Source organism: Blautia sp. MCC283 (genome assembly GCF_018785565.1).
GTDB lineage: Bacteria > Bacillota > Clostridia > Lachnospirales > Lachnospiraceae > Blautia_A.
Window position 1 is genome coordinate 1 of record NZ_WQQB01000040.1, and the last position, 20,056, is coordinate 20,056.

Consider the following 20,056-nt stretch of genomic DNA (forward strand, 5'->3'; position numbering starts at 1 on the left):
AAGTGTGGTAACACATGGAGCTGACTGTTACTAATCGGGTGAGGGCTTGACCAAGAAACGCAGGTTAAGAATTGATTCAAAGAGTTTGATTAACCATCAACAAGCATGTATGTAGTTTTTAAGGTACAAACCTTAAATGGCCCAGTGGCTCAGTTGGTTAGAGCGCCGCCCTGTCACGGCGGAGGTCGAGAGTTCGAGTCTCTTCTGGGTCGTTACAGCTTAGCTGTAATGAATTAAATATGGGATCTTAGCTCAGCTGGGAGAGCATCTGCCTTACAAGCAGAGGGTCATAGGTTCGAGCCCTATAGGTCCCATAGATTATGGATGGATTCCCGAGTGGCCAAAGGGGGCAGACTGTAAATCTGTTGGCACCGCCTTCGAAGGTTCGAATCCTTCTCCATCCACTTAAATGCCGATGTGGCTCAATTGGCAGAGCAGCTGATTTGTAATCAGCAGGTTATCGGTTCGAGTCCGATCATCGGCTTTTAACATTTAATAACGCGGGGTGGAGCAGTCTGGAAGCTCGTCGGGCTCATAACCCGAAGGTCATAGGTTCAAATCCTGTCCCCGCTACTTATGCCCAGATAGCTCAGTTGGTAGAGCAGAGGACTGAAAATCCTCGTGTCGCTGGTTCGATTCCGGCTCTGGGCATGTTTTAATGCTAGGTTCTGCGAACGGCTGGTTAGAAAAAGCCTGGGCATGTTTTAATGCTAAACATAGCATCAAACAATTTAATATGGGGTATTAGCTCAGTCGGTAGAGCACTTGACTTTTAATCAAGTTGTCCGGGGTTCGAATCCCCGATGCCTCACTACTTTTTAAGAGCACTGTCAAAATGACAGTGCTTTTTTCGTATCAAAAATATATCACGGCTATCCTACACATTGTATGAAAAGAAGTGTGAAAACTCCACGCTATAGAGTATGTAGATTGTAAAAAGTATCTGCTACAATAAAGACAGTTAGAAAACTACAGCATGTTTCGGGGGATTCATGGACTGTACGTTTTGTCGGAAAGAATACTTCAGGAGGTGTAGCAAATGATTATTATTGGCGAAAAGATCAATGGTTCGATTCCTTCCGTGGCAGAAGCAATCGCCAACAAAGATGCTGAATTTATCAAGGATCGTGCAAGAAAACAGGCAGAAGCGAATGCAACGTTTATTGACTGTTGTGCATCTGTTCCGGAAGAACAGGAAGTTGAAACTCTGAAATGGATGATCGACTGTATCCAGGAAGTAACAGATCTTCCAATTTCTGTAGACAGTCCCAGTGCAGATGTTCTGGCGCAGGCGTATAAATTCTGTAAAAGACCGGGACTTTTTAATTCTGTATCTGGTGAGGGAGATAAGATTGATAAGATCTTTCCAATTATGGCGCAGGAGGAAAATAAGGACTGGCAGGTTATTGCACTGTTAAGTGATGACAGTGGAATTCCGAAGAACGCAGCGGACAGACTTCGTGTATTCGATAAGATCATGGCAAAAGCCAAAGAGTACGGAATTTCGCCATCCAGGATCCACATTGATCCGCTGGTAGAGATGCTTTGTACATCTGAGAATGGAATTGAGACAAATATTGAAGTTATTTCTACTGTTCGTGAAAAATATCCTTCTATTCATATCACAGCGGCGATCAGTAATATTTCATTCAATCTTCCGGTTCGTAAGCTGATCAATCTTGGCTTTGTGGTACTGGCTATGAACGCCGGACTGGACAGTGGAATCCTTGATCCTACAAACAGAGATATGCTTGGACTGATCTATGCGACAGAAGCTCTTCTTGGAGAAGATGACTACTGTATGGAATATATCGGGGCATACAGAGAAGGTCTTATCGGACCAGTAAAAAAATAAAAAATGAACTTAAGGCAGTTTTGTCAGATTGCGGAGTCTGTCAGAAAATGCCTGAGGAACATACCGAAAATACAGTCAGGTACGAAAACAGACTGTATTTGGAAAAAAGATAAATGAGTGCAAATTAATTTCAGGAGGTAAAATCTTATGAGTAAAATGGATGAAGTTTTTGATCTGGTAGTGAGAGGAAAATCCAAACTGATCGCAGCAGCGGTACAGGAAGCCCTGGATGAGGGAAATGCGGCACCAGATGTTCTTGACAATATGATCAAGGCAATGGGCGTTGTTGGTGAGAAATTCAAAAATAATGAGATCTTTGTTCCGGAGATGCTGGTAGCAGCCAGAGCTATGAAAAAAGGTGTAGATGTTCTGAAACCACATCTTGCAGGTGGAAGCGCTGGTGTAGCAGGAAAGATGATCATCGGAACTGTAGCAGGAGATCTTCACGATATCGGTAAAAACCTGGTTGCCATGATGATTGAAAGTGCAGGATTTGAAGTAATTGACCTTGGCGTAGATGTTCCGGTAGAGAAATTTATTGAAGCAGTACGTGAGAATCCGGATGTTAAAGTAGTAGGTGTTTCCGCACTTCTGACAACAACCATGCCAGCTATGAAAGAAACCGTTGAAGCACTTAATAAAGAAGATTTCCGTAAAGACATCAAGATCATGGTCGGTGGAGCTCCGATCACTCCGGAATTCGCAGAAGAGATCGGTGCAGATGCTTATACAGCAGATGCAGCTTCCGCAGCGCAGGTTGCAAAATCACTTGCCGCATAAAGTAAACAGGCAAAAAAGCGGGTATTTGCAATCCGCTTGCTTAAGGAGAAACTTGTTTGGGCAGGAATCTCCGGTATAATAGCAGATTAAGATCCGCAGAAACTAGAAAGGTATAATAGTTTCTGCGGATTTTTGACTATAGATTATAGGGGGTGGGACAGAGTATGAATACATACCGGGTGTTTTTTATAAAAGAAAAAACAGAAGTCACGGTGAAGGAAGGAACTACGGTACTGGAGGCTGAGCGAATCGCAGGTTTATTCCCGGATGCACCATGTGGAGGAGCCGGAAAATGTGGAAAATGCATGGTAAAAATAAACGGAGCTGTGGAAAAAGCCTGTCAGACAAAGATAACTACAGATATTGAAGTAGAAGCGATTGAGAAAAAATCTGAACACAGAATCCTTGTAAAGGGAACAGAGAGAGCCGTGACTTTTTCACCGGAACTGGAAATTCTGGATATTGAGATCCCGCCATGTACAGTGGGAGAAAACAGTTCAGACTGGACAAGACTTTGCGAAGTGATAAAAAGCTGCCGGAAGAAAGATATCTTTTTTCAGCCAAAACTGGAAATACTGCCTGTAATCAGCCGACTGATAAAAGAGAAAAATGGAAAAGCGAGAGTGATTATCAGCGGAGATCAGATCCTGGAGCTGAAAGAACAGGACGACAGACCGGTACTGATGGCAGCTTTTGATATTGGGACAACAACGGTGGCAGGATATCTTCTGGATGGAAAAACAGGAGAGCAGCTGGCAACAGCAAGTGCATTAAATACACAGACAGAATATGGCGCAGATGTGATCATGAGAGCAAATTATTCGCTGGAGCACGGTACAGAAGAACTTTCCACATGTATCCGGGAGCTTTTAAGAAAATTGATCGGTACACTTTGTGAAGCGGCGAAAAAAACTCCGGAGGATATTTATCAGGTCAGTGTTGTGGGAAATACCTGCATGCATCATCTTTTCCTGGGAATTGTACCGGATTCTCTGGTTCATGCACCGTATAATCCGGCCATCAGTCAGGGGCTGATGTTTCCGGCAGAAAAATTCCATCTTGGTATTCACCCGGGAGGACAGTTGGTAGCTTTACCTGTTATTGCAGGTTTTGTGGGGGCAGATACTGTAGCATGTCTTCTGGCTGTGAATCTTGAAGAAGAGAAAAAGATGACGCTGATGATCGACATTGGAACAAACGGAGAAATTGTTCTTGGAAATGAGAAACGCCGTATTGCATGTTCTACTGCGGCAGGGCCGGCTTTTGAGGGAGCTAAGATTGCCTGTGGAATGCGGGGCGCAGATGGAGCGATCGAACATGCACATCTGGTGGATGGAAAACTGGAATGTAAGGTAATCGGCGGAGGCAGACCAACGGGAATCTGCGGTTCCGGTCTGATCGATATCATAGCATGTCTTCTGGATGCGGGGGTGATCGATGAAAGCGGAAAGCTGCTGGAAAATCCGCGGGTGGTTCAGATCGATGAAAATACAAAGAAAGCATATCTTCTGGCTGATCCGTTGGAATCCGGGGATGGAAAACCGGTATATTTAAGCCAGAAAGATATTCGGGAAGTACAGCTGGCGAAGGGGGCTATTGCTGCAGGAATTGCTCTTCTGGCAGAACAGATGGGGATTACTCTGGAACAGGTGGAGCAGGTTTATATAGCAGGAGCTTTTGGAAATTATATGGACCCGGCAGGAGCATGCAGGATCGGAATGCTTCCTGGTATTCTTAAGGATCGGATCATTCCGGTTGGAAATGCAGCCGGTGAAGGTGCGAAGCTTGCACTTTTGAATAAAGAAGAACTGAAACGGGCAGAGCGACTTGCACGTCATACGGAATTTCTGGAGCTTGCGGCATTACCTGAATTTCAGGATCAGTTTGTAGATGAGCTGGAATTTCCTGAGATATAAAATCCACCAGAACTGAAACTGAATCGAAAAGCATGGGGAGGAAAACATTATGGAGCTGGAAGAATTAAAAAAAATCGGAAACAGCATAGGATTTTTTAAAGTAGAAGAACTGAATATAGATAAGATTAAACTTCTTCCGGAGGTGCGCCAGATGTGCAGCACGGATAAATGCCATATGTACGGACGCAACTGGAGTTGCCCGCCTGCCTGTGGAACACTGGAAGAATGTGCGGCAGATATTTCCGGTTATAAAAAAGGAATCATTGTGCAGACAAAAGGGGAACTGGAAGATGAATTTGACGGAGAGGGAATGATGGAGACGGAAGCACTTCATAAAGAACATTTTGTAAAGATGCATGACCAGCTGAAAAAATTTTTCCCCAAACTTCTTTCCCTTGGGGCCGGATGTTGCACCAGATGTGCGAAATGCAGCTATCCGGATGCCCCCTGCCGTTTTCCGGAGAAACGTTTTTCATCAATGGAAGCATATGGAATGCTGGTAACACAGGTCTGTCAGGACAGCGGGATCGAATATTATTACGGACCTGGAACGATCACTTATACCAGCTGTTTTTTCCTGGAATAAAAGTCTTTATGAGGAGAAAGTCCCAACCGGCCAGCAGTTCTGTCATATGCAGAAAAAATTTCCGGTTCTATTTCTGCGAAAGGCTTACATAGGCTTTTGGTAGCTGTATAGCTGTGGGAAACGCGCATTCCCGGTTCTGTACATTGCAGGAATCTGCGGTGGATGGAATGAAATCAGTGATCAGAAACCTGAGAACAAAGTCTTTTTTGGAAAGGCGGGATTTTATGGTATATGAAAGGCTGGGAATTAAAAAAGTATGGGATGGAAAGAAAGAACACTGTTCTGAGAAAAATCCGGAGAAAAAAGAAGGAAAATCAGGCAGATATACGGAAATATTGCAGATTTTTCATATGACGGTAATGATCCTGGGAATCTTTATGGAAAAAATCTCCCGTGTACAGGCTATGGGAGGAAAACGGGCAGGGATCTTTGCAGCGTATGCAGCAGCTGGAAAAGGAAGCTGGATATGCAGAAACAAAGTGCGTTATATCGTGAATAAGAACGGAAGCGGACATGCAGTGGCGGCAGTTGCAGGCGGAAATAATGGGATGGGAAGAAGGGCCGGAGAATCAGGATTTTACCCCAGACAGGCTAGATCTCCCGGAAAACGAACTGCAGGAAATAAATACCGGGACAGGCGGCTGCTTATAGACTTCCCGGAAATATCAACAGTCCCGGAGGTTCAAAAAAGAAATGGCTGTTATGCGTATCGGGGTTGCGAAAAGCAATAAACAGTAGATGGAGATTTTATAAAAAATGCACCGTGATCGAGCAGATCTCGCTATTTGTGGCAGTACGCATATTCGGGCCCCATATGCCTGCGCCGGAGGTAACGATGTTGTGCATGGTTCCTTTTTTCAGGTAACCGCAGGAATTTTCCCAGACCAGGCCGGTGATGATGTTCAGAGGGAACAGCTGGCCGTCATGAGTATGACCACAGAGATCAAGGTCTGCGCCTGCGGCTGCCACTTCATTCAACTGACCAGGCTGATGATCTATAAAAATAATGGGGAGTGTTTTGTCAAGGGAGGCTGTAAGCTGGTCAGGTTCCTTCCGTGTGTCGGACATTTTGCGGCAGCGGGACGGATCTTTGCGGCCTGTCAGATAGAACCGGTCATCAATGAGAAGCGTTTCATCATTGAGTAGCCGGATATTGGCGGATTTCAGAAAATCCCACATTCTGGGATCGTCATAATCTTCTTTCGCATTACGGAAAGTAAAACCGGCCAGAATCGGTTCGCTGAGATCATGGTTGCCCCAGCAGGCATAAACTCCGTATCTGGATTTCAGCGAACGAAGAATGGCCGCCGTTTTTTGGGGATCTTTGATCCCCTCATATTCGTTGTCAAAAATATCACCGGCAATGCAGATCAGATCCGGATCTTCGGCGTTGATCTTTTTTACAAGAAGTTCGGCATGTTTTTCCCCGATGCTGTATCCGAAATGAATATCTGCAAGCAGGACGATTTTCAGAGAATCCATTCCCTTCACCTGCTTGTCTACTTTCACATCATAAGTTTTTGTCTTAATATTCCACTGGTTTAAAATTCCATAGAGACTGATACCAATGATCAGAAGTGTACAGACTACGCCCGTGATCACGAAGGCTTTCCGGGAGTACAGCCAGGCCGGGTGAAGCGTGTGCTTCAGGATTAGTCTGCAGAGATCAGTAGTTACGATCACGATCAGGATGTAAAGAAACGTTCCCTGAAAATAATTGGCTGTATTTTTCAGGAAACGATGGATTTCAGGCGGCTTCCGGATAAGAAAACAGGTCAGAAGAGAAGTGGACAGAAAAATATAAACACCCACAAAACATACCCGGAACGCAAAGGTCTGGAAAAAATGAGTGCATGCACCCATCCACAGGATCATCCAGCGGACGATATAAATATTGATGAGGATATATAGTGGTGCGAGAAAGATGGCAAGCATGATATGAGATACCTCCATAAAAAATTTCAGTTGAATATTTTATCCGCCTGATCAGAGAATTTAACCAAATCAAGTAAGTCCCCTGCGGGGTTGCGAAAAGCAATAAGCAGTGGGTGGGGACTTGCTTGTATCAGGAAGAGCGTAAGCTCCTCCTGATAAACTGCGGAGCAGTTATTTGGTGTAGAGCTACGTAGCGAAGCGGATTGCGAATATTCGCTTGAATGGATGGTGAGTAAGGTCTGATCACTGCAGATCCCCTTCGAATTGATATAGTATACAGCAAATAATAATTTTTTGCAAAAGAACATATATTAGGAAAAAGAACGCTTATGGTGTTTTTATGAAAAAATATGCGCTTCTTCGATATTGTCTGGTGTTTCTGGCAATTGTTCTTCCTTATTTTACGGCAGCGGCTTTTCACGGGACGGAGATGGTCCTGGCAGAGAGGAAGCCTGATATGGAAGAATATCTTCCCATCCTTGTTTTTTCACAGATTTCCCCGGATATGAAAAAAGAAACCATAAAAGCGCAGACTGTGATCGCACGGTCGAATATTCAGAGGCGGATCGGGGAGGGAAAAAATCTTGCGGAGATCCTCTGGGAAAACAGAAATACTGGAGAAGTCTGGAGATATTTTTTTACAGAAAAAAATCAAATCTATCAGCAGTCAGCGAAAGAGACGGGAGGGCAGGTACTGACATATGAGGGAAAAGTAAAGCTGACACCCTGGCATAAGATCAGCGCGGGGAAAACACGCAGCGGAGCGGAGGCTTTTCATGATGAGGCGTATACATATCTGAAATCAGCAGATAGCAGCGGGGACAAAAAATCTCCGGATTATATGAAAGTTGTGGAAATTCCGGCGGGTCAGTTTTCCGGAGAGCTGAAGATCAAAAAGCGGGATAGTGCCGGTTATGTGACGGAGCTTATGGTTGGGAAAACTCTGGTGGAAGGAGAAAGTTTTGCGGCGGGAATGGGGCTGGAATCGGCGAATTTCAGCTTGCAGAAAAAGAACGATACTTATTATCTGCGGGTGCGTGGCATCGGCCACGGTGTTGGTTTTTCTCAGTTCGGCGGAAATGAGATGGCGAAAAACGGAAGCAATGCGGAGGAGATCCTGAAAAAATATTTTCCGGATATGGAATTAAGAGTTGAGAATCCGGAGAATTAAAGGAAGTCGAGAGGATATTCCTGATTCGATTAAGCAGCAAAAGAAATGTATTATTATGAAAGAAAAATATTCAGAAAGTGAATAGACAGCCATATTCTGGACACTCTATAGATACAGAAATAGTGACTGGAAACGGTAGCAGAGTGAAATGAAGATATCCGCTTTACTGCTTTTTCCGTTGCTGAAAATGAACATATCAGACAGAGGTGGAAAGAATATGAAAAGTAAAATCGTGAGAGGCATTATCAACGGCGGAGTTTTGGCAGCAGTGGCTGCACTTGGAATTACCGTTTATCAGCTGGGGACAAAACCTATTGTAGAAAATTCCCAGGAGGAAAATTCTGTACAGATGGAAGAAGAACTTTCGGATGGGGAAAACGCAGAGGACGCGGCAGTTACCGGAAATGGCTGGGAAGATGTGGCGCAGGATGAGATGACCGATGGAGCAGCCGGAGATGAAACAGGTCTGTCAGGTGCTTCGGAAAATGGGGCAGATGCAGACGGTGTAACCGGAAGTATCCGTGAGACTGCAGGAAGCGGTGCAGCTGAAAATGAGGGAACAGCAGGAACAGACGGTAATACAATGGCAGATGTAAATAATGGGAGTGGTGCAGAGAATAAGAGTGTATCTGCGGCAGCAGGGGCAGAAAGTGCTGGCAATAGTACTGCTGGAATCGGAAATGCAGCAGATAACGCCAACGCCGGAAATGCAGCAAATAACGGAGCAGAGACTTCCTCCGCAGATACAGCCGAAACTTCCGCGGCCGGAATTGCGGCGCAGACCTTGAATTTTACAGAGGATTCCATTATGGAGTGGCCGGTGAGAGGAACGGTTCTTGTGGATTACAACATGAATGAAACCGTATATTATCCGACGTTGGATCAGTATCGGGTCAGCCCGGCTATTTCTCTGCAGGCAGTGGAAGATGCACCAGTGTATGCGGCGGCAGATGGTCAGGTGCTTTCCATTACACAGGATGCCTGCACAGGAACGACTGTGACCATGGAGCTTGGAAATGGCTATCAGGCGGTGTACGGACAGCTGAAGGATCTTACAGTGGCAGAAGGTGACACGGTAAAAGAAGGCGAAGTGATCGGAAATATCAGTGCACCGACCAAATATTATTCTGTGGAAGGCCCGAACCTTTATTTCGCAATGAGAAAAGACGGCACGCCGGTGGATCCGTTTGAGTATCTGGAGTGATGTGGCACGCCTGAGCAACAGGTAAACTGAAACGGCAGGAAGCTGAGACGGCAGAAAAACTGAAACAGCAGATATGATCGATCGGGAATGATCGCTGAAACGGATACAGTAGAATATCCTTTTTAGAGAAATTGGTTATAGCGGAAAACGTTGCAGATGAAAGTAAAACATGCGGGATGCGAGTCACTGGCATCCCGTATACAACAGAATAACTGCGAAACAATAGAAAAGCATCTTTTTTACCGGAAAGAAAACGTGTATAATCTATCTATAAATATCTGTAAAACGACGGAAAATGACAGACTTAACAGGACAGAAGAAGAGGTACATAGGTCATGAATATTAATGAAATAGCCAGACTTGCCGGAGTTTCCAGAGCTACGGTATCCAGATATCTGAACAACGGATATGTAAGCAGTGAAAAAAAAGAAGTCATCCGCAAGGTGATCCAGGAGACCGGATATCAGCCATCCTCCCAGGCACAGACATTGCGGACAAAAAAAACGAGTCTCATCGGTGTTATTCTTCCAAAGATCAATTCCGATACCATAAGCCGTGAGGTGGAGGGGATCAGTGACATTCTCACACGGAGAGGTTACCAGCTGATCCTCGCCAATACCAACAACGATGTGGAAGAAGAGCTGAAATATCTTTCTCTGTTTAAAGAACGCCAGGTGGACGGAGTGGTTTTTATTGCCACCATGTTTACCAGAAAGCATAAACAGATGCTGAAGGATTATAAGGTGCCGATCGTGCTTCTGGGACAGCATCTGGATGGATATCCCTGCATTTATCAGGATGATTATAAGGCAGCTTTTATGGTGACAGAGAAGCTTGCAAAGAAAGGAAAAAAGTTCGCTTACATTGGTGTCACAGATAAAGACGAGGCAGTTGGTGCACGCCGTAAAAAAGGTTTTATGGATGCGCTTCATAAGGGAAAGCTTGAGATCCTTCCGGAGAAGATGAAAACAGGAAGCTTCACCATGGATTCCGGCTATGAGATGGCGAAGGAACTTTTTGAGGAGGATCCATCCATTGATTCTCTGGTATGTGCCACAGATACCATGGCAGTTGGTGCCATGACTTATCTGAAGGAGATCGGACTTCGAATTCCCGATGATGTGCAGATCGCAGGGATCGGTGACGGTGTTCCGGGTAAGATCGTGGAACCGAAGCTTACCACGGTACATTTTTATTATAAGACCAGTGGAATGGAGGCGGCAGCCATGCTGGCGGATCTTATTGAGAACGATACCGGAATCAGCAAGGAAATCAAAATGGGATGTGAACTCGTGGAACGGGAATCTCACAGGTAGCAGAGAATATTCCCGCAGACAGAGGATAAAAATTATAAGTTATTGCGGAACAGGGGCAGATCTTTTGGGAGAAAAAGACCTGCTCTTTTTTGGCGGGTTTATGTGTTATGGCTGGGCAAGCACAGAAAAAGACCAGATTTTTTTGAGATGTCCTGACCGGCTTGTTTGTCTTGCGTATGTTCTTATGGAATATGTACAATTTTGACCGGAGAAATTTGTGAGATGTTGCGGATTTACAAATGAGAAGGCAGTGGTTATAATACAATCAAGATGTGAGAACGATTCCATATTAGAACACATAAAAACATGAAAAACAAGCAAAGAAATGACTGAAAAACTTATAAATACCAAGGCATTAGGAAAAACAGACATTTTTAAAATAGAAATAAATATGGAATCAATCTCATAAAAGAAACAAAAGGATCAGAAATCATTAACTTCCGGAAAAACAGAAAGAACAGACACAGCTGATCCGAAGAAATCAGTTTTGCAAAAAAAGGGAAAGCAAAAAGAGTCTACTGCCCGCAGGAAGGACAGTAAAAGAAAAGGAGGACGGACATGGATTACAGAAAGACCGCACAGGAAATCTATGATCATGTAGGAAAGAAAGCAAACATAATTTCCGCAGCACACTGTGCAACAAGACTTCGTCTGGTCATTGCGGATAATGACAAGGCAGACAAGGAATATGTAGAGAACATCGACGGTGTGAAGGGTGTATTCTTCGCACAGGGACAGATGCAGATCATCCTGGGAACAGGAGTTGTAAACAAGGTTTACGATGAATTTATTCAGATTGCCGGAGTTTCCGAGAGCAGCAAGGATGAGCTGAAGAAGGTGGCAGCTTCCAAGGCAAACCCGGCACAGCGGCTGATCAAGACACTGGGAGATATTTTTGTCCCCATCATTCCGGCTATCGTAGCCAGCGGATTCCTGATGGGAATCATGGAAGCTCTGAACTTCATGGTAAACAATGGCTTCCTGAATATCAATACCAGTGGTTCTATTTATGTGTTTGCCCAGCTTTTCAGTAATACGGCGTATACATTTCTGCCGATCCTGATCGCTTACAGCGGCGCGAAGGTATTCGGAGCCAATCCTTATCTGGGAGCGGTCATCGGTATGATCATGATCCATCCCAATCTGCAGAATGCCTGGACTGTGGCTACAGAAGGTGTGCAGGCAACACAGAAAGTATGGTTCGGACTTTATTCGATTGACATGGTTGGATATCAGGGACATGTAATCCCGGTTATCATTGCAGTATGGGTACTGGCACAGATCGAGAAGAGACTTCATAAAGTTGTACCAGCAATGTTCGACCTTTTTGTAACACCACTTGTCAGTGTTTTTGTAACTGGTTATCTTACTCTTTCCATTATCGGACCGATCTTCGTAGCTGTTGAGAACGGACTTCTGGATGGAATCCAGTGGCTCATCGCTCTGCCGTTTGGAATCGGAAGCTTTATCATGGGTGCTTTTTATGCACCGACAGTTGTTGCAGGTGTTCATCACATGTACACCATCATTGACCTTGGACAGATCGCCAAATTCGGCGTTACCTACTGGCTGCCACTTGCATCCGCAGCCAACGTTGCACAGGGTGGTGCAGCTCTTGCTGTAGGCCTGAAATCAAAGAACCAGAAGATCAAATCCATGGCTGTTCCGTCTGCTTTAAGTGCATGCATGGGAATCACAGAGCCGGCGATCTTCGGCGTAAACCTCCGTTTCGGAAAGCCGTTTATCATGGGCTGCCTCGGCGGTGCATGCGGAGCGCTTTTTGCCTCCATTACAAATCTTGGTGCTACAGGAACAGGTGTTACCGGTATCTTCGGAATCCTGCTGTGCCTGAATAACCCGGTTGCTTATATCATAATGTTTGCCATCGCGTTCGGTGTGGCTTTTGTGCTCACCTGGATGATCGGATATAAGGACGAGGTACAGGAAACAGCTGAAAAAAATATCGAAACAGAGAAAAAAGCAGATGCTCCGGCAGAAATTGCCCAGGAGAAGCCAGCAGAGGAGAAAACATCTGAGACCGGCGCACAGACCCTCTACAGCCCGCTTGAGGGAACCGCGATCCCGATTTCAGAAGTAAAAGATGCGACTTTTGCATCAGAAGTCCTTGGAAAAGGCATGGCAGTGATTCCGTCCAAAGGTGAGGTAAAAGCACCTTGCGACGCTACCGTTTCTACAATTTTTGACACAAAACACGCAATCGGTCTTGCAACAGAAAGCGGCCTGGAACTGCTGATCCACATCGGCGTTGACACCGTTGAGCTTGGCGGAAAATTCTACACCGCACATGTAAAAGACGGCGACGAAGTGAAAAAAGGCCAGACGCTGATCACATTTGATATGGATGCCATCAAGGCAGCAGGTTACGATGTGACCACACCGCTGATCGTAACCAATACTGATGATTATGAAGAAGTAAAAATGCTTGCAGAAGGAACCGTAAATAACAGTTCTGAAGTACTGGAGGTAAAATAAATGAGTTCTCTGACAAAGGTGCTTGCGGAGGAAGTTCGAAAAATCGAGGAAACGGCAGCAGTGGGAAGGGCAATGCAGACAAACCGTCTGACCCATCACCTGATGCCGCCCACCGGATGGCTCAACGATCCAAACGGATTATGCTGGTATAAAGGAAGATATCACGTGTTTTTCCAGTATTCTCCATTTGAGTCCAACGGTGGACTGAAATTCTGGGGACATTATTCCAGCGAAGATATGATCAGCTGGAGATATGAAGGTGTTCCGCTTCTGCCGGACAGCATTTATGACTGTCATGGTGTTTACTCAGGCTCCGCCATTGCGGAAAAAGACAAGCTCCATCTTTTCTACACAGGAAACATCAAGATGGATGGAGATTATGATTATATCAATAACGGAAGGCAGTCCAGCACTCTCCATGTGGAGAGTGAGGACGGCGTTCGTTTCGGAGAGAAAAAAGTTGCGATCTCCTGGGAAGATTATCCGGAGAATTATACCTGCCATATCCGCGATCCAAAGGTGTGGAAAGATGGCGAAGGGTATCATATGATCCTAGGTGGACGTCAGAAAGGTGATAAAGGCGCAGTGCTTTTTTATAGATCAGAGGATCTTAAGAACTGGAAATTTGACCACGAGCTTACCACAGAAAATACTTTCGGTTACATGTGGGAGTGCCCGGATTTCTTTTCTCTGGAAGGTCAGGAGGTGCTTTCAGTGTCTCCTCAGGGACTGACCCGTGAGGAATTCCGTTTCCAGAATATTTATCAGTCCGGATATTTTATCCTGAAGGATGGTAAGCCGGAGGAAAAATCCTTCCGGGAGTGGGATTATGGATTTGATTTTTATGCGCCGCAGACTTTTCAGGATGGAAAAGACAGACGGATCATCATCGGCTGGATGGGAATGCCGGATGCAGATGAAGAGTATGTGAATCCTACTGCAGAGAGCGAAGGCTGGCAGCATTGTCTGACGGTTCCAAGGGAAGTTACGTATAAGAACGGAATGCTTTATCAGTATCCGGTGAAAGAACTGAACGGGCTGAGAGAGAATGGGACTTCCATCAGCGGTTCCAGCGTGGAGCTTCCGGTGAACGGACCATTTGATCTGGATATTCAGGTAAAAGGTGACCAGGGCAAGGTAAGTCTTGGGGAAAATCTTTTCCTGGAGTATCAGGGCGGAGATGTGATCTTAACTCTCTCCGAAACAGCCGGTGCCGGACGTAAAGTACGTAAAGCACATGTTCCATCCGGTAAAGTTGAAAGTCTCAGGATCCTTGCGGATACTACAGCTGTGGAGATCTATGTAAATGGCGGAGAAGTGGTTTTTTCCACCAGATATTATCCGGAAACGCAGGCGCAGGCTGTGAAAGTGGAAGCAGCGGATGTTGATGGAAAGATTTATGGGCTGAAGAATTATGTGATGGAGTAGGTCTTCTGCTTCGGAATTTTATCGAATCAACAGCGAAGCAGTTATTCGGAGTAGAGCTGCGTAGCGAATGCGGATTGCGAATATCCGCTTGACTATTCACAGAAATAAGAAATAAACGTATAATAAAGCAGGTGGGAAAATTCGCAGCCGGAATCCCAGCCTGCTTTATTTTTTGATGTAAGTGAAATACATGAACTGTGCCGGCTGCTTGAGTATAGAAGGACGGCTGCTGAAGAAATGTTGGTGGCTGTCTTTACATAGAAAGATGCTGGTTGACGGGATATTTGCTTTACAGGATGGCAGTTATTCGGTGTAGAGCTACGTAGCGAATGCGGATTGCGAATATCCGCTTGACTGAAGATGCACTGGCATATTGGCATTGTATTGCGGGAATTTTTTACAGAAGAGGAGACAAATATGAATTACACGTATATCGTGCAGTGTGCAGACGGCACACTCTACACCGGATGGACAAACTGCCTTGCCAGGCGGATGAAAGCCCATAATGAAGGCAAGGCAGGCGCCAAGTATACACGGGCCAAGAGACCGGTGAAGCTGATGTATTATGAAGGTTTTTCCACAAAGGAAGAAGCCATGAGCCGGGAATACCGGATCAAGCAGCTGACCAGGGAGAAGAAGCTGGAGTTGATGAAATTCTGAATGTCGATAAGCATTTCGATATTTCAAGTGACTTCAAAGGTGTGGAGCATTATGCAGCGTAATTGAAAGATAAGGATATGTGTTCGCTGAATCTTATTGGTACCTCAACATAACAACTGAATCAAAAGTGTCTCCGTTGTCAATCCACTGACAGCTACCATCATTTTTTGCACAGATATCTTCAATTATGGACAGGCCGAATCCATGGTTGAGGATATCTTTTTTTGATGTTTTGTTGTTGAATGGTTGTGCCGGATCTTTGCTGTTTTGCATGTGGACAGTAAGAAAACCGGCGGACATTTTTGATGTTACAGAGATAAACGGTGCTTCAGAACCGGAAGCGTTGCAGCTTTCTATTCCATTATCCAGCAGGTTGAAAAATATACTGCTCAGTTCCGAAGAGGGAATATTGGATTTCTCCGGAAGAAGAACCTCGTAGGTAACTTTGATATTTTTCTGCATGGCAAGAAATCTTTTGTCCGCAAGGATGGCGTTGATCAGGCTGTCCTGACAGATGGGATGGAAACGTTCTCTCTGAAAATCATCGGTGATGGCTGGCAGGTAGTCCTGGATTTTATCATATTCGTTCGTTTTCAGGTAATTCTGAAGTGTCTGCAGTTTCCGGATGGTAGCCTGTTGGAACGCCAGAGTCTCCTGCTTTCTGGAAACAAACAGCTGCTCCTGTTCTTTCTGTAACTGTTCCTGCTTCTGAAGAGCCTGAAATTTTGCCTCTTCCTGAGCATTTTTGAGCGATCGTCTGGCAAGAAGGTAGATCCTGCGGTAAGTGAGGGACAGAAAAAAGAGAAGCATTATCTGGCAGAACAGAGCATATTCCTGTAGCAGAGCTCCCAGGAAAAGAGATGCCTGAACACAGAAAAGTTCTATAAAAAGAATAGTAAAGCCTCGTTTCATAAAGTCCTCTTTTCCGGCGGAAGTTCTGAAAGAATTGTTTCCAGATATACATCTGCCTCAGGATATTTTTGGGTGCGGATCAGATAATTCAGTGAAAAGAGATGGTTTTCCATATCGTGATTCCATTTTCGCACAGATCGATATTCCTGTTCCATATCTTTTGTATATTCCAGCTGTTTCTGAAGAAAGCTCATTTGCTGAATCAACAGTTCGTGTCTTTTTTCTCTGACAGAAATGTTGTGAAAAGCCCTGGCTATGATCAGACAGCAGAGAAGATTTAGAAACCAGTATAAAATGATCAGCCATTTTAACCAGGGAGAATTTTCCCGATATAGCAGTATTCCCATAAAAAGTGAAGACGCCTGTATGGGAAAAAGGAGCTCAGCAATGGTGGTCAGATGAATACTGTGGGAATAATTCCGGATCAGAGGAACCAGTTTTTTAATAAAAAGCAATGCAACGAAGAAATCTATGGTCGCTAAAAAAAGCGTTTCACCGGATGTATAAAGCAAATTATAACGAAATGATTTTTCATGGTGTATAAGAGTGTAGACCGACAGGGTAAACATTACAGCGATATTTTCAGAAACTGCCAGAATACATATTAGGATCAGAAATGTGGAAATCTTTTTTTTCAGAGGATCGGAAAAATAAAAAACTGTCAGGAGAAGAAGTGTCAACTGGATAAGCCAGGAACCCATACTGGGAAACCAATATTTTGACATAAAGGCAGCTGTTATGGGCAACATAAATGAGATAAAAAAACGGATATGGTTTTTTGAAAAAAAGCTCCGGGATGGCGTAAGGATACCAGTGCAAAATCGGACACAGATATAGGAATTTATGAAAGAACTCGGAAGAAGAGCGTATAAAATAAATTTCAGAAACTGTGGCATGAGAGTACCTTCTTTCTTGGAAATGTTATAGGATATCAGAGCAAAATACGAAAGTCAGTCTTTCGGAATCACAGCATCAGCAGAGAAAAAGATTTTTTAACATCTTCATAATGTGCGCGGCTGACAGGAATCTGCTGACCGGTGGTCAAAGTAATTTCTGTATGCTGGAGCCTGGAAACTGCATGAAGGTTCACAAGGAAACTTCTGTGGCAGCACACGAAAAAATCTGGAAGCTGTTGCTGGAGAATATTCAGTTTGTCCCGGACTGTATAAGTTTCAGATTTTGTATAAATAAATGTTTCACGCAGATTACGCTCCAGAAACAGGATATCATTTACCGGAATCCGGTGATGTGATTGCTTGATTTTAACGGTAAGAAAAGGTTCCTTATCTGTCTGAAGATTCTTAAGAGCAGCATCCAGTGCAGCCGGCAGATATTCGTTAAGCCGGTTTTTGTAAATGAAGTAGGTGTGCTTCGTAGAATAGACATCGGAGGCATATTCCAGATACTGACTGATAAAGATCAGCTGTGTCCGTGGATTCTCCCCGTTTATCATCTGGCCAAGTTCAATTCCGGAAACTGTATCCTCTCCCAGAGAAATATCCAAAAAAACAATATCATAAGGGCATCCAATCTCAGGCAGAGAAGTTATAAATTCCTTTCCGGAAAGGAAGGGACGCAGTTCATAAGGTACTTTCAGAATAGTTTCGATATTTTTCTTTATAATTTCCACAAAGATCTCACTGTCTTCGCAGATTGCAATTTTCAACATACGCATACTCCAGAAAATTATTCGGCTGCCCGAGGCAGCCGTAGTGTCGTTATATGTCAAATATACATGAAAACAGGTGGAAAGTCCAGTGAGAGGGAAAAAGCAGCGTACACAGACAAAATGTGAAAGTATGTTATATTACACTGGTAATTGTAAAGAACAGAAATAAGAATGAAGTTATTTATTACCACTTTTGGGCTATTTATGCAGAATGGTTGAAGTAAGAAGGTTCAGGATGTTATGATTAATTAATAATAGTCAAGGAAGCACATGCTCATTTTTTAAAGAAGTATGTGCTTTTTTGGTGCAGATTTTGTCGAAATGTTTTAATTGCGTTTTCGCCCATATTGTGCTAATGTAAAGAAAAAGCATTTCATTTCTATTGATCTGTGCGGAACACTTCCGTATCTGTAATTCACCGGCCATTCGGCTTTTACAAAGAAATCTCAATGCTTAAATCACATGATCACGCAGGGAGATTTCCGGAAGCTGTTTTTACTGTAGGATTCTCCCGACTGCCCAAGAAGGAGGATACTACATGGGAGAAAGTAACATCGATGTATTAACTGCAAACCGGATGTATAAATCCCGGATCTTTGCAATGTTGTTCAGCGACAGGAATGAATTGCTGAAACTTTATAACGCAATTAACGGAACCAGTTATGATGACCCGGATCTTCTCCAGGTGAATACGCTGGAGAACGCTGTGTACATGTCCATGCAGAATGACGTTTCATTTATCATTGATATGCGGCTGAACCTGTATGAACATCAGTCAACTTACAGTCCGAATCTGCCAGTCCGGTATCTGCTGTATGTGGCGGATGTGTATTCGGATTATACGAAAGATATGAATCTTTATGGAACGAAAGCTGTGAAACTGCCGACACCGAGGTTTGTGATCTTCTACAACGGCCAGGCAGAACAGCCGGACCGGAAAGAATTGAAATTGTCGGAGCTCTTTTCAATTCCGGATGCAGACCCGTCTCTGGAACTGAAGGCAGTCATGTTAAATATCAATAAAGGTCATAACCGGAAACTGATGGAAACCTGCCGGACCCTCCAGGACTATGCGGAATATACCTTCCGTGTAAGAGAATACGCAGCGGAAATGCCACTGGATCTTGCAGTAGAGCAGGCAATCACAGAATGCATCAGCGAAGGGATACTGGCAGATTTTCTGAGAAAAAACCGAGCGGAGGCGAAGAAAGTGAGCATATATGAGTACGATGAAGAACGGCATATGAGACAGACTCGTGAGGAAGGTATGGAAGAAGGATATGCCAATGGGTTTAGTCAGGGAATTGAACAGGGAATTACGCAGACGGTAATTAATTTACTGAAGTCGGGGCTTTTAACAGACATTCAGATCAGGGAGATAACAGGACTTGATCAGGAGCAATTGGATGAGCTGAAGAAGAGATGAAATAAAAATATTGTAAGACTCATCAGTTAATAATGGTGAAAGAAGCACATACTTATTTTACAATTTATTTTGTGAAGAAGTATGTGCTTTTTTATTCAAAAAATCAGTGTATACAGACAAAATGGAACAAATGTGAAAGCATATTATATTACACTGGTAATTGTAAAGGACAGAAATAAAAAAGAAGGAAGTTATTTATTACCACTTTGGGGCTATTTATGTAGAATTGTTGAAGTAAGAAGGTTCAGGATGTTATGATTTAAAAAATATATGATTATAATTCAGATATAGGAAGAGTTATTTGTTTACGGATATATTCATCACAATGACTTATATAATAACAGAGGAAAACAATGAACAGTATATATTTGATCCTGATGATCATAATTGGAGCAACAGGCATCGCACTTATTGGCAGTATATTTTTTTGCTGGATTCCGAGTGCGCATTTCAGAAAAGTTTATCATGTGGGGGTAATTCTGTGTGAGTTTTTATTTCTGAATTTTTTCATTGCCGGATCGATTTTGAGCAGGATTCACAGTGGATTAAGTATGGGAATGTTGTCAGGAGCACTGTTTGGCATTTGCATGAGTATTTTTATCAATTTGAATGAGAATGGAGGCGGATCTGATCAGCTTCAGATTATCCTTACCATTATTACAGCAGTACTTGTGTGCGGACTATCTGTACTGCGACTGAGAATAA

At 43.9% G+C, this 20,056-nt stretch carries 16 protein-coding genes and 7 tRNA genes; 19 read left to right on the forward strand and 4 right to left on the reverse strand.

Going from position 1 to position 20,056, the window contains the following annotated elements:
- The first annotated feature begins 138 nt into the window (after positions 1-138).
- The 12 genes from GPK81_RS12365 (at position 139) to GPK81_RS12420 (ending at position 5,868) form a co-directional block, all read left to right on the forward strand.
- A tRNA-Asp gene (locus GPK81_RS12365) sits at positions 139-212 on the forward strand.
- Positions 213-241: 29 nt separating this feature from the next.
- Positions 242-314: transfer RNA gene (locus GPK81_RS12370), tRNA-Val, on the forward strand.
- 8 nt (positions 315-322) lie between these two features.
- Positions 323-404, forward strand: a tRNA-Tyr gene (locus GPK81_RS12375).
- A 7-nt stretch (positions 405-411) separates the two neighbouring features.
- Positions 412-484 (forward strand) — tRNA-Thr (locus tag GPK81_RS12380).
- A gap of 15 nt (positions 485-499) precedes the next feature.
- A tRNA-Met gene (locus tag GPK81_RS12385) sits at positions 500-573 on the forward strand.
- 5 nt (positions 574-578) lie between these two features.
- Positions 579-651, forward strand: a tRNA-Phe gene (locus GPK81_RS12390).
- Between the two features lie 87 nt (positions 652-738).
- Positions 739-811: transfer RNA gene (locus GPK81_RS12395), tRNA-Lys, on the forward strand.
- Positions 812-1,039: 228 nt separating this feature from the next.
- Entirely contained in the window at positions 1,040-1,855 is an 816-nt protein-coding gene (locus GPK81_RS12400) for a methyltetrahydrofolate cobalamin methyltransferase (protein WP_021976029.1), read from the forward strand.
- Between the two features lie 147 nt (positions 1,856-2,002).
- The gene (locus GPK81_RS12405; protein ID WP_021976028.1) at positions 2,003-2,635 is read left to right on the forward strand and encodes a corrinoid protein; all 633 of its coding nucleotides are present in this window, start codon (positions 2,003-2,005) and stop codon (positions 2,633-2,635) included.
- A gap of 164 nt (positions 2,636-2,799) precedes the next feature.
- Positions 2,800-4,551, forward strand: coding sequence for an ASKHA domain-containing protein (locus GPK81_RS12410; protein ID WP_215707154.1), 1,752 nt, complete (start codon positions 2,800-2,802; stop codon positions 4,549-4,551).
- 49 nt (positions 4,552-4,600) lie between these two features.
- Positions 4,601-5,137 (forward strand): DUF2284 domain-containing protein, encoded by a 537-nt coding sequence (locus GPK81_RS12415; RefSeq protein ID WP_215707155.1) that lies wholly within the window; start codon positions 4,601-4,603, stop codon positions 5,135-5,137.
- A 224-nt stretch (positions 5,138-5,361) separates the two neighbouring features.
- Positions 5,362-5,868, forward strand: coding sequence for a hypothetical protein (locus GPK81_RS12420; protein ID WP_215707156.1), 507 nt, complete (start codon positions 5,362-5,364; stop codon positions 5,866-5,868).
- A gap of 16 nt (positions 5,869-5,884) precedes the next feature.
- On the opposite strand, the gene GPK81_RS12425 is transcribed toward GPK81_RS12420, so the two are convergent.
- Complete coding sequence (locus GPK81_RS12425; RefSeq protein ID WP_021976024.1) at positions 5,885-7,072, reverse strand: metallophosphoesterase; 1,188 nt, start codon at positions 7,070-7,072, stop codon at positions 5,885-5,887.
- A 340-nt stretch (positions 7,073-7,412) separates the two neighbouring features.
- Between GPK81_RS12425 and GPK81_RS12430 the strand changes: the two genes are divergently transcribed.
- The 6 genes from GPK81_RS12430 to GPK81_RS12455 all read left to right on the forward strand — a co-directional run bounded on the left by GPK81_RS12430 (position 7,413) and on the right by GPK81_RS12455 (position 15,344).
- Positions 7,413-8,243 carry a SpoIID/LytB domain-containing protein gene (locus tag GPK81_RS12430; protein ID WP_178704733.1) on the forward strand — a complete coding sequence of 277 codons (831 nt, stop codon included), beginning with the start codon at positions 7,413-7,415 and terminating at the stop codon, positions 8,241-8,243.
- 217 nt (positions 8,244-8,460) lie between these two features.
- Positions 8,461-9,447, forward strand: coding sequence for a M23 family metallopeptidase (locus GPK81_RS12435; protein ID WP_021978138.1), 987 nt, complete (start codon positions 8,461-8,463; stop codon positions 9,445-9,447).
- A 335-nt stretch (positions 9,448-9,782) separates the two neighbouring features.
- On the forward strand, positions 9,783-10,763 hold the full coding sequence (locus GPK81_RS12440; protein ID WP_215707157.1) for a LacI family DNA-binding transcriptional regulator: 981 nt from the start codon (positions 9,783-9,785) through the stop codon (positions 10,761-10,763).
- Positions 10,764-11,321: 558 nt separating this feature from the next.
- Positions 11,322-13,256, forward strand: coding sequence for a PTS beta-glucoside transporter subunit IIBCA (locus tag GPK81_RS12445; protein ID WP_215707158.1), 1,935 nt, complete (start codon positions 11,322-11,324; stop codon positions 13,254-13,256).
- Positions 13,257-14,684, forward strand: coding sequence for a glycoside hydrolase family 32 protein (locus tag GPK81_RS12450; protein WP_215707159.1), 1,428 nt, complete (start codon positions 13,257-13,259; stop codon positions 14,682-14,684).
- A 417-nt stretch (positions 14,685-15,101) separates the two neighbouring features.
- On the forward strand, positions 15,102-15,344 hold the full coding sequence (locus tag GPK81_RS12455) for a GIY-YIG nuclease family protein (protein ID WP_174088441.1): 243 nt from the start codon (positions 15,102-15,104) through the stop codon (positions 15,342-15,344).
- A gap of 93 nt (positions 15,345-15,437) precedes the next feature.
- Here the strand turns inward: GPK81_RS12455 and GPK81_RS12460 are convergent, their stop codons facing one another.
- The 3 genes from GPK81_RS12460 to GPK81_RS12470 all read right to left on the reverse strand — a co-directional run bounded on the left by GPK81_RS12460 (position 15,438) and on the right by GPK81_RS12470 (position 17,925).
- Positions 15,438-16,256 carry a sensor histidine kinase gene (locus tag GPK81_RS12460; RefSeq protein WP_215707160.1) on the reverse strand — a complete coding sequence of 273 codons (819 nt, stop codon included), beginning with the start codon at positions 16,254-16,256 and terminating at the stop codon, positions 15,438-15,440.
- Entirely contained in the window at positions 16,253-16,603 is a 351-nt protein-coding gene (locus GPK81_RS12465; protein WP_215707161.1) for a hypothetical protein, read from the reverse strand. The genes GPK81_RS12460 and GPK81_RS12465 overlap by 4 nt, the downstream gene beginning before the upstream one ends.
- Before the next feature lie 617 nt (positions 16,604-17,220).
- Complete coding sequence (locus tag GPK81_RS12470; protein WP_215707162.1) at positions 17,221-17,925, reverse strand: LytR/AlgR family response regulator transcription factor; 705 nt, start codon at positions 17,923-17,925, stop codon at positions 17,221-17,223.
- A 538-nt stretch (positions 17,926-18,463) separates the two neighbouring features.
- Between GPK81_RS12470 and GPK81_RS12475 the strand changes: the two genes are divergently transcribed.
- A complete protein-coding gene (locus tag GPK81_RS12475) occupies positions 18,464-19,351 on the forward strand; it encodes a hypothetical protein (protein ID WP_174088440.1) in 888 nt (295 codons plus the stop codon).
- Positions 19,352-20,056: the final 705 nt, after the last annotated feature.